The 712-nt window shown below is 47.8% G+C and carries 1 protein-coding gene; it reads left to right on the forward strand.

Annotated elements, in window-relative coordinates; all coding sequences use genetic code 11:
* Positions 1-125: 125 nt before the first annotated feature.
* A partial coding sequence (locus PSHG_RS26030; protein ID WP_010267412.1) for a transposase occupies positions 126-712 on the forward strand: 587 nt, incomplete at its 3' end.

Raw genomic sequence — 712 nt, forward strand, 5'->3', positions numbered from 1 at the left:
GAGCATTTTGCATTAACCTGAGCCCTTGCTAGACAAAGGTTTTCAAACATAAAAAAAGGACTTCACCCCAACTTGGAGAAGTTTTCAAGTGACGAAACCAGAAAACCCAAGGGAGGGAAGTCACTTTGTATATTCTCCAAGAAAGTCTATTTTCCTTTGAAGAACTTCAAAAACTTGAATCTCGAGAACGATTGCCTATCTTCTTCGGCGCACTTGACTTACGTCCGTATGCCAAGGAATTGAGAAACCATTCACCCCGAGGCGCCGATGGCCATTGTAGGCAAGGGATTCTTCGTGCACTGCTTGCTGCCCCGCTTGAGAATATAGATACCTTTACCGGCCTGCATCATCGTTTAGACGTGGACCTTCGCTTTCGTTATCAATGCGGACTTCGGCTTGATAGGAAGGCTCCTTCGATTGCGACATTAAGCCGCGTTTTCGCTGAATTAACCAACAAGGGACTTGCGAAACGCTTGTTCGAAGATCTCGTCGTACAATGTAGGCAGGAAGGAATTATCGACGGAGATCACGTGGCGATCGATAGTGCAGCGATTCATGCCTATGAGAAGAAACAACCGAAACGGAAAAGCGAGTTAACCGGCAATGCCAACTGGGGCGCGAAGTTCGACTCGTTTGGCAACAAGGTCAAGTGGTTTGGCTACAAGCTTCATCTTGCCGTTGACGCGGCAAGCGAGTTGCCGATGGCACTCTT

The sequence above is a fragment of the Paenibacillus senegalensis JC66 genome (assembly GCF_000285515.1).
Lineage (GTDB): Bacteria > Bacillota > Bacilli > Paenibacillales > NBRC-103111 > Paenibacillus_L > Paenibacillus_L senegalensis.